Below are 9,505 nucleotides of genomic sequence, written 5' to 3' on the forward strand. Positions count from 1 at the left end.
GCGCGACAGGCTTGTTGCGAGGGGCTATCAGACGGCCGTGCGGAAGTTTGGTACCCAGGCGTACGTGGAAGGGGTGGAGAGGATTTTGGCCAGTGTGGCTGCGGGAGTGCGCTGAGCGCGGACTTTGCTGCGCAGGCTTTTCTGATGTGTGATCGCCCTCTACGCGGGCATCCGCGATGGCGCCTCGCGGCGCAAGCGTTGCCGTGGTGTGCTTGCCCTTTCGCGCGGGCATCCGCGATGGCGCCTCGCGGCGCAAGCGTTGCCCCGGTGCGGGGCGGCACCTACTTGCTTTGCCGCCGCAAAGAAAGTAAGCAAAGAAAGCGGGCTACGACCGCCAATCCTTGACCGTTACCCACGAGCCCTCAACGTCCCCACACTTCAGGCGGCACCGCGCCGTTCGATTTTTGCTGCCAACGTGCTTGCGGTGCGCCTCACCCGCTTCATGCGTCCGTGCACACGCGCGCCCCGTCTGACCTTTAACGCCCGGTGCGGCAAACTCTGTGTAGGTGATCTCGCCGCAATTGGCAGCGCCTGAATTGGTTGGGTATCGCGAAGCGATCGTCGCGTGAAGTGCGACGACCTACACAGAGTTTGCCGCAAAGGGGCGCGTGCCATTCACGGATGCGTGCAGTGACGCGCGCGCATGAAGCGGATGAGTCGATTCGGGATGCGTTGGCGACTCACGCGAAATAGATAACTGTCGCGTGAACAAAGGGGACGTTGAGAGCCCGTGGGTAACGGTCAAGGATTGGCGGTGTTAGCCCGCTTTCTTTTGCCTACTTTTCTTTGCGGCGGCAAAGAAAAGTAGGTGCCGCCCCGCACAGGGGCAACGCTTGCGTCGCGAAGGCGCCATCGCGGATGCTCACGCAAAGGGCAAACACGCAACGCCAACGCGGGCGCAGCAAACACCGCCATCGCGGATGCCCGCGCAAAGGGCAAACACACCACGCCAACGCGTGCGCAGCAAACACCGCTATAGCGGATGCCCACGCAAAGGGCGTGCACCCATGCTCGCAGACCACTTCATCGCCGGCAACTCGACACACCGGTAAAAAACCCAGGCAACCGCGACAGCGACGACCATGAACCCAAACGTCGGAAAGATCGACATCTGCAACGCAGACCGATACACCACCGACGACAGCAGCACGAAGATCGGCAAATGAATCGAATACAGCGAAAAACTGAAATCGCCGAACCGCGACAGCACGCGAACGAGAGGCGTGTCGCTGGTACGACGAGGTTTGAGCGCTTCGCTCAGATAGCACGCGAACCCGAGCGCCCACGTCTGAAATGCAAGGTACTGGCCAAAGTGGAACGCAACACAGCCCAGTGCGATCAGCAACGCCGCCGCGCCGTACACCAGCCACGGCCTGCGCGGCGTTTGCGCATCGAGCGCGACCTGCCGTTCGGCGATCCACGCACCCAGCGTCCACGAGAACCAGTAGGACGTGAAGAATTGCAGATCGTGCCGTTCAAACACAAACATCGACGCAATATTGACGGCGGCCACCAGCGCGAGCACGGGCACCATGCCCAGCCGTCGGCGCAACGCAAAAAGCAACGGATAGACAGCATAGAACTGCACCTCGATCGACAGCGTCCACAACGCGCCGTTCGATCCATACGTCTTGCCCGCCACGCCTTGCAGCGAAAACAGATTGACCAAAAAAGCCTTCGGTCCGATGTCGAGAATCTTGTGATTGACGGGCGGAAAATGCAGGCTCGTCCAGTCCAGCGCAAACGTCAGCAGCAGGGCGGCAAACAGCACGGGATAAATTCGCGCGAAGCGACGCGCCCAGAAGTTCATCGCGTCGAGCTGGTAAGCGGGATTCGCCGCCAGCCGCCGCGCCGCGCCACGATGAATGCAGTAACCGCTGATGACGAAAAAAAATGGGCACGCCCGCGGAGCCCCATGCAATCGGCAGCGTCAGGTACGCAACGATCGTGTTCAGATCGAACGTCTTGCCCGCGTGATGAAAGCTCTGCATGCCAACCCATTCGACCTGCCGGCAATGAAAATAAGCCACCAGCAGCGCAGCAAAGCCGCGCATCGCGTCGATCACGTGTTCCTTGTCGGCGGCTTTCGCATCGCTGCATGCTGCGGCCCCGAAGGACACGCTCGAGCCTGTCGTGCCGATTGCTGTATCGCTCATACGCGGTCCTTGTCAAATGATGAAAGAAATGGACGCGCGGCCAGTCGACACGCACCACGCCCGGCTGCCTATCGTAGGCGAATGGCTGTATAAAAAAACGACAAGAAATGATTTGAATTATTCGATACTGCACACGCAGTGACTTACCGCTATCACTGTCAAACTCCGAATGCAAGGTGAATTATTTGATGTTTTTTTCGTGTTAGGTTGATGCGTGGAAAAACTTTGACAGGGGAAGGATCGTGAACCTGCATTTGATCGCCGGCGTGGCCGTGCTGCTGCTACTGGTTGCCGTGTCCGCGTACCGTGAAGCATTGCGCAACGAGCCCATCGGACATATCCGGATGAACCCGGAAAAGATGCCGCAGTTCGACGAGCACGAGTGACGTCAGCTCGCCGGGCCCACCTTGCATAGCCGCGAAATTATTTTTATGAAACATGCATGTCATTGGAGTGCGTCTGCGTCATTGTTTCGGCATGGTTTCCAAATAATGGAATAAACTTGCTTAAGAAATTCACTGGAATTATTCCAGCGCCGCTTTCGATCACATTTCGAATTATTTTGCGCTAGTCTCATTCGGGACGACAATCCGCCGGCTCACACGGCGATTGCATACATTCAATCAACCGAGTGGAAATGCATACCATGCTGAAAGTCACCAAAGCTGTCTTTCCTGTTGCGGGCCTCGGCACACGTTTTCTGCCTGCCACGAAGGCGAGCCCGAAGGAGATGCTGCCCATCGTCGACAAGCCGCTGATCCAGTACGCGGTCGAAGAAGCGATTGCAGCAGGCATCACCGAAATGATCTTCGTCACGGGTCGCAGCAAGCGCGCAATTGAAGATCACTTCGACAAGTCCTATGAAATCGAGGCGGAACTCGAAGCGCGCGGCAAGGAGCAGTTGCTCGAGCTGGTGCGCAGCATCAAACCGTCGAACGTCGACTGCTTTTATGTGCGTCAGGCGGAAGCACTCGGTCTCGGCCATGCCGTGCTGTGCGCGGAAAAGCTGGTCGGCGACAGTCCGTTCGCCGTGATCCTCGCCGACGATCTGCTGCACAGCGAGCAGCCCGTCATGAAGCAGCTCGTCGATGTGTTCAACCACTATCACAGCTCGGTCGTCGGCGTCGAAACGATCGCGCGCGAAGCGAGCCGTTCGTATGGCGTCGTCGACGGCAAGGAGTGGGAAGAGGACGTCATCAAGCTGTCGGGCATCGTCGAGAAGCCGGCGCCCGAGAAGGCGCCGTCGAATCTCGGCGTAGTCGGCCGCTACGTGCTGATGCCGACCATCTTCAAGCACATCCGCGCATTGAAGCCGGGCGCGGGCGGCGAGCTCCAGCTGACGGACGCGCTGCAATCGCTGCTGACGGAAGAGCAGGTGCTCGCTTATCGCTACTTCGGCACGCGCTTCGATTGCGGCAGCAAGCTCGGCTACCTGAAGGCCACGGTGGAATTCGCGCTGCGCCACCCCGAAGTGCGCGCGGAATTCGAGGACTATCTGCAAAGCTATCTGCCGCTGCATCTGACGGCAGTCGCTGCATGAAAGCAACGCGGGCGGCAACGGCGACAGGTCTATCGGCCGTCGCGCTGCCGCTGCGTGGGCGCGAGCGCGCGCGTCATCCGCGTGCGGCGGGCCCGCTGGCCGGCGATGCGCGTGCAAGTATTGCGCGCACATCGTCGTCGGTGGTTTCGCTGAAGTCGGCGTAGAACTGGCTCACGCTGAAGAACATCTCGGGCGCGGCGACGCAGACCACCTCGTCGACGTCGCTGCCGATCCGTGCTTCGGCATCGCGCGGCGCAACAGGCAACGCGGCGACGATTTTCGCGGGTGCGGGCGTGCGTGCGCGCAATGCGCGCGCGGCTGCTTTCATCGAAGCGCCCGTCGCCAGGCCGTCGTCGACGATGATCGCGATGCGTCCCGCGACGTCGATCTGCGCTCGCTGCGGGTCGCGAAACAGCGCCTCGCGGCGTGCGAGCTGCGCTTTTTCGCCGGCAAGCACGCGCTCGAATTCGGGCTTCGATACGTCGGCCTCGCGCATCAATTCTTCATCCACATACAGCGCGTCGCCCGATGCGATGGCGCCCATCGCCAGTTCGCATTGCCACGGCACGCCGAGCTTGCGCACGACGAGCACATCGAGCGGCGCGCCGAGCGCCTGCGCAACCTCATAGGCAACAGGAACGCCGCCGCGCGGCAAGCCCAGCACGATCACGTCGCCGCGTTGCGCGTAATGCTTCAACTGCTCTGCGAGCGCACGGCCCGCGTCGGCGCGATCCGCAAATCGACGGTGCATGATTCGCCCCCCACGTCCACGACCTCTACGTCATTCACTATAGGACGTGGAGCATCGAAAGGGCCGACTCCTGCAGCGCGCGCAGGACGCGATTGAGCGCGGCCTCCGTGGTTTCCTTGCCCATCGGCATGTTGGTGCTAAGGGCCGCGACGACTTCGCCGTGCCGGTTCTTCATCGGCACGGCCACGCCGCGCACGCCGATGTCGAGCTGCTGCTCGATGACGGCAAAACCGTCGGCCTGCGCGCGGCGGATCTTTTCGAGCAGACCTGTTCTGTTGGTGACCGTGTGCGGCGTGAACGGCGCGAGTTCGGTTTCGTTGAGCCACGTCTGCATCGCTTCCTGATCGCGGTGATAGGCAAGCAGCACGACGCCCGGCGAGGTGAGCGGGGCGGGCACGCGCGCGCCGAGCACGAAGCCCGTCGTCATCACGCGCGACGTGCCGTTGCGCGCGATGAACACGAGTTCCCAGTCGTCGAGCACGCTCACATAGACGGATTCGTTGATCGACGCGCTCAATTGCTGAAGATAGGGCTGCACGGTTTTCGGCAGACGCGCGGAATCGAAATACGACCAGCCGACTCGCAGCACGCGCGGCGTGAGCCCGTAAAGCTTGCCGTCGCCCTGCACGTAGCCGAGATGCTCGAGTGTCAGCAGATAGCGGCGCGCGGCCGTGCGCGTCATGCCTGTCAGTTGCGCGGCCTGGCTCGGCGTGAGGCGCGCGTGCTCGCTGTCGAAAGATTCGAGTATCGCGAGACCTTTTTCGAGGCCCGCGATCCAGTCGCGTTTGTCCAATGGCGGTCGGCTCATGGTGAAGGCCTTGTAGTGGATAACCCGGAAGCGGATGGCCCTTGAATTGCGCGGCTAACGCATCCGCACGCGCGATTATCGCTCACGTCTTCCGTTTTTGTTCTGCTCTTGCGAGAGCGGTTGGACGTATCGATCGAATGACAAAGCTGCCCGCGAATCGAATTAAGCAGCACTGCAGTGTCACCAGGAAACGCAGGCGCGGCGGAGCCGGCTGGCCTGGTGCAAACCCGAGAAGCGCGCGTTAATCGCACAACGTCGTGCGATTAACGAACGCTTTCACGCTATGGAGCATTGCCCGTCAACGCCTGCTTGCCTATTCTTGAGCCACCTCAGCGCGCACGCCTGGCATTGCCCGGACAGGTACAGCGCATGCGTCGCCCTGCATGACGGGTTCCATCGAAGAAGGTTCTGCCATGAGTGACACCACGAATCAGCCTTGCATCATCTCCGTCGCGATCACGGGCTCCGTGCCGCGCAAGAAGGACAATCCCGCAGTACCGATTTCGGTGCCCGAGCAGATCGAAAGCACACACGAAGCGTACGAAGCAGGCGCCTCGCTCGTGCATCTGCACGTGCGCGACGAGGAAGAGCGCTCCAGCTCGGACCGCAACAGCTTCGCGGCGTTGCAGGAAGGCATCCGCAAGCATTGCCCCGACATCATCATTCAGTTTTCGACGGGGGGCCGCGGCCGCTCGTTCGAGCAGCGCGGCGCGATGCTCGACCTGCGTCCCGATATGGCGTCGCTGGCGACGGGCTCGGTGAACTTCCCGACCACCGTCTATGAGAACCCGCCCGATTTCGTTCGCGCGCTCGCGCAGTCGATGCTCGATCACGACGTGAAGCCTGAAATCGAAATCTTCGACCTGGCGATGCTCTACAGCACCGTCGATCTCGTCCAGCAGGGTCTGCTGAAAGAACCCGTGCACGTGCAGTTCGTGATGGGTGTGAAGAACGCGCTGCCCGCGCGCCGCGAGATTCTCGAATTCGAAGTCGCGCAACTGAAGAAACTGCTGCCGAGCGCGACGTGGACGGCAGCGGGTATCGGGCGTCATCAGCTCGAAGTCAATTACTGGACGCTCGAAATGGGCGGCCATTGCCGCACGGGCCTCGAAGACAACGTCCGCTGGGACAAGGACACGCTGGCAAAAAGCAACGCGCAACTCGTCGAGCGCGTGGCGAAGCTGTGCGGCGAATACGGCCGCCCCGTTGCAACCGCGAAGCAGGCTCGCGAGATGTTGGCGATCAAGCCCGCCGCCTGAAGACGACTGATCATTCGAGCCATACCATGCTTCGCTCCATTGCCACTGTGTCGGTTAGCGGCACGCTCGTCGAAAAGCTCGCTGCCATCCGCGCGGCAGGCTTCGACGGCGTCGAGATCTTCGAGAACGATCTGCTGTATTTCGACGGCTCGCCTGCCGACATTCGCAGGCGCTGCGCCGATCTTGGCCTGCAGATCATGCTGTTCCAGCCGTTTCGCGATTTCGAGGGCGTACCGAAAGAACGCCTTGCGCAGAACCTGAACCGCGCGCAACGCAAGTTCGAGCTGATGCACGAACTCGGCACCGACCTCGTGCTCGTGTGCAGCAACGTCAATGCGAACGTGATTGCGGACGATGCGCTGATCGTCGATCAGCTCGGCCAGCTCGCGATGCTCGCCGAACGCGAAGGCGTGCGCGTTGGCTTCGAAGCGCTCGCGTGGGGCAAGCACGTGTATTCGTATCGCCACGCGTGGAAGCTCGTCGATGCCGTCAATCATCCGAGGCTAGGCGTGATACTCGACAGCTTCCATACGCTGTCGATCGATGATCCTGTCGATCCCATCGCGGACATTCCGGGCGATCGCATTGCGTTCGTGCAGATCGCCGATGCGCCGCTGCAGAAGATGGACGTGCTCGAATGGAGCCGTCATTACCGCTGCTTTCCGGGGCAGGGCGACTTCGACCTCGCACGCTTCGCGGACCGCGTGCTCGCAACCGGCTATGCAGGCCCGTTCTCGCTGGAGATCTTCAACGACGGTTTTCGCGCCGCGCCGACGGCCGCCACGGCAAAAGACGGCTATCGCTCGCTGCTCTATCTCGAGGAGCAGGCCGCGCGCAAGCACGCCGGCGCACCCGCCGCGCAGCCGCTCTTCACGCCGCCCGCGCCGCCTTCGCATTCAGGATTTCAGTTCATCGAATTCGCCGTCGATTCGACGGGCGCGCCGCGTCTCGCGCAGCGCTTCGCCGAAGCGGGCTTTCACAAGGCGGGCAAGCATCGTTCGAAAGACGTCACGCTGTTTCAGCAAGGCGACGCATCAATCGTGCTGAATGCCGAAACCGATTCGTTTGCGAGCGAGTTCTTTCACACGCATGGGCTGTCGCTGTGCGCATCCGCGTTCCAGGTCGACGATGCAGCGCGTGTGTTCGAACGCGCGACGTCGTTCGGCTATGCACCGTTTTCGGGCCGCGTCGGACCGAACGAGCGTGTCGTGCCGGGCGTGCGCGCGCCCGACGGCAGTCTGCATTACTTCGTCGATGCGCGGCCCGACGAGCCGACGCTCTATGAAGCGGACTTCGTCCTCACGCCGGAAAACGGCGCTCAGGCCGGGCAGGGCGCGCTCGAACGCATCGACCACGTCTGTCTGAACCTGCCCGCCGATCAGCTGGATACATGGATTCTTTACTACAAGGCGGTGTTCGGCTTCGAGGCCGAGCCGGCCTGGCTGCTTCCCGACCCCTACGGTCTCGTGCGCAGCCGCGCGGTGCGCAGCGCCGACGGATCGGTGCGCATCGTGCTGAATGCGTCGGAAGACGGACGCACGTCGACGGCGCAATCGCTGCACACGTACCACGGTTGCGGCCTGAATCATGTGGCATTTGTCACCGACGACATCTTCGCAGCCGTCGAACAGTTGCGCGCACGCGACGTTCGGCTATTGCGCATCCCATCAAACTATTACGATGACCTTGAAGCGCGTTACGATTTCGCTGACTCGACGGTAGCGAAGATGCGCGACGCGCACATCCTCTACGACAGGGATGCACAGGGCGGCGAATTCTTCCACGTCTACACCGAGCAAATGGATGGCCGCTTCTTTCTTGAGGTCGTGCAGCGCAAGGGCGGCTATGACGGATATGGCGCCGTCAATGCGCCCGTGAGGCTCGCAGCGCAGGCGCAGCGCAAGGCGAGCTGAGCGACGCGCTGTTTGCAGTGAGGAATCGCGCGGGCATCGCACTCAGTGATTACCCGTAGCGATTCACGCAGTACCGATTCCCCGCAGCACTTCGGTTTTCAGCGATACCACGCAGCACAGGTGGCGACGAGCCCGTTTGTCCGTGCGTTCTGTCACCGCCGATAAAGCAATGTGACGCAGCGATGCGAAGCAGCGCAATAACACCTAAACACAAAAGGACTTGGAGATGAAAAGACGTTACCCCGAAGTGAAAGCGGCACTCGTCATCGGCGCATCGCTGGCCACGGCGGCACCCGCGTTCGCACAAAGCAGCGTCACGCTGTACGGCATCGTCGATAACGGTATCGGTTACCAGTCGAGTTCGACCACGCTCGGCTCGACCTCGGGCGGCCACTCGGCGTTCAAGATGATCACGGGCGTGTGGGCGGGCAGCCGCTTCGGCCTGAAGGGCGCGGAAGATCTCGGCGGCGGCACGAAGGCAATCTTTACGCTCGAAGAAGGCTTTAGCGCCAACAGCGGCGCGATGTCGACGAACAACCTGATGTTCAGCCGTCAGGCGTTCGTCGGCGTATCGAACAGCACGTATGGCTCGCTGACGGCGGGCCGTCAGTACGCGTCGTACTACCAGCTGCTGTCGCCGTACAGCCCGACCACGTGGCTCACCGGCTTCTACGGCGCGCACCCGGGCGACGTGGACGGCCTCGACACGATCTATCGCGCGAACAGCACGCTGCTGTACATGTCGCCGACGCTTTACGGCTTCAAGTTCAGCGGCTCGTATTCGTTCGCGGGCGTGCCCGACAGCGTGTACCGCGGCTCGACGTGGAGCGCGGCGATCCAGTACGCGCAAGGCCCGATCGGGCTGGCCGTGGGCTTCTCGAAGATCAACAACTCGACGGTCAACGGCGGCCCGTTCGGCACCGACTCGGCGACGTCGAACGCAGGCGCGCAGGCGGGCGTGTCGGCCGTGACGAACGGTTACCAGACGGCGCAGTCGCAGCAGCGCTTCGCGGTCGGCGCGGGCTACACGTTCAGCAGCCAGTTCGACATCACGGCGACCTACACGAACGTGCAGTAC

7 protein-coding genes and 1 pseudogene are annotated in these 9,505 nt (G+C 61.9%); 5 read left to right on the forward strand and 3 right to left on the reverse strand.

Going from position 1 to position 9,505, the window contains the following annotated elements; genetic code table 11:
- Positions 1-973: 973 nt before the first annotated feature.
- Positions 974-2,156, reverse strand: a pseudogene (locus tag H3V53_RS41420) (acyltransferase family protein).
- Between the two features lie 242 nt (positions 2,157-2,398).
- On the opposite strand from H3V53_RS41420, the gene H3V53_RS41425 reads away from it, so the two are divergent.
- Positions 2,399-2,542, forward strand: coding sequence for a hypothetical protein (locus H3V53_RS41425; protein WP_336602775.1), 144 nt, complete (start codon positions 2,399-2,401; stop codon positions 2,540-2,542).
- Between the two features lie 260 nt (positions 2,543-2,802).
- Entirely contained in the window at positions 2,803-3,696 is an 894-nt protein-coding gene (gene galU / locus H3V53_RS41430; RefSeq protein WP_054926142.1) for a UTP--glucose-1-phosphate uridylyltransferase GalU, read from the forward strand.
- 73 nt (positions 3,697-3,769) lie between these two features.
- Here the strand turns inward: galU and H3V53_RS41435 are convergent, their stop codons facing one another.
- On the reverse strand, positions 3,770-4,447 hold the full coding sequence (locus H3V53_RS41435) for a phosphoribosyltransferase (RefSeq protein ID WP_336602776.1): 678 nt from the start codon (positions 4,445-4,447) through the stop codon (positions 3,770-3,772).
- 37 nt (positions 4,448-4,484) lie between these two features.
- Positions 4,485-5,255 (reverse strand): IclR family transcriptional regulator domain-containing protein, encoded by a 771-nt coding sequence (locus H3V53_RS41440; protein ID WP_054926137.1) that lies wholly within the window; start codon positions 5,253-5,255, stop codon positions 4,485-4,487.
- A gap of 413 nt (positions 5,256-5,668) precedes the next feature.
- Between H3V53_RS41440 and H3V53_RS41445 the strand changes: the two genes are divergently transcribed.
- From H3V53_RS41445 to H3V53_RS41455, 3 genes are all read left to right on the forward strand, one after another.
- Positions 5,669-6,514, forward strand: a complete 846-nt coding sequence (locus H3V53_RS41445) for a 3-oxoadipate:acetyl-CoA acetyltransferase (RefSeq protein ID WP_054926139.1) — start codon at positions 5,669-5,671, stop codon at positions 6,512-6,514.
- Positions 6,515-6,540: 26 nt separating this feature from the next.
- Complete coding sequence (locus H3V53_RS41450) at positions 6,541-8,427, forward strand: bifunctional sugar phosphate isomerase/epimerase/4-hydroxyphenylpyruvate dioxygenase family protein (RefSeq protein WP_336602777.1); 1,887 nt, start codon at positions 6,541-6,543, stop codon at positions 8,425-8,427.
- Positions 8,428-8,653: 226 nt separating this feature from the next.
- The coding region (locus H3V53_RS41455; RefSeq protein ID WP_336602778.1) for a porin at positions 8,654-9,505 on the forward strand (852 nt) is incomplete at its 3' end.

The sequence above is a fragment of the Paraburkholderia bengalensis genome, assembly GCF_037126505.1.
Lineage (GTDB): Bacteria > Pseudomonadota > Gammaproteobacteria > Burkholderiales > Burkholderiaceae > Paraburkholderia > Paraburkholderia bengalensis.

Coding starts and splice junctions, on each gene's coding strand:
- galU (WP_054926142.1), top strand. CDS start 2,803: ATGCTGAAAGTCACCAAAGCTGTCTTTCCTGTTGCGGGCCTCGGCACA.
- H3V53_RS41440 (WP_054926137.1), bottom strand. CDS start 5,255: ATGAGCCGACCGCCATTGGACAAACGCGACTGGATCGCGGGCCTCGAA.
- H3V53_RS41445 (WP_054926139.1), top strand. CDS start 5,669: ATGAGTGACACCACGAATCAGCCTTGCATCATCTCCGTCGCGATCACG.
- H3V53_RS41450 (WP_336602777.1), top strand. CDS start 6,541: ATGCTTCGCTCCATTGCCACTGTGTCGGTTAGCGGCACGCTCGTCGAA.
- H3V53_RS41435 (WP_336602776.1), bottom strand. CDS start 4,447: ATGCACCGTCGATTTGCGGATCGCGCCGACGCGGGCCGTGCGCTCGCA.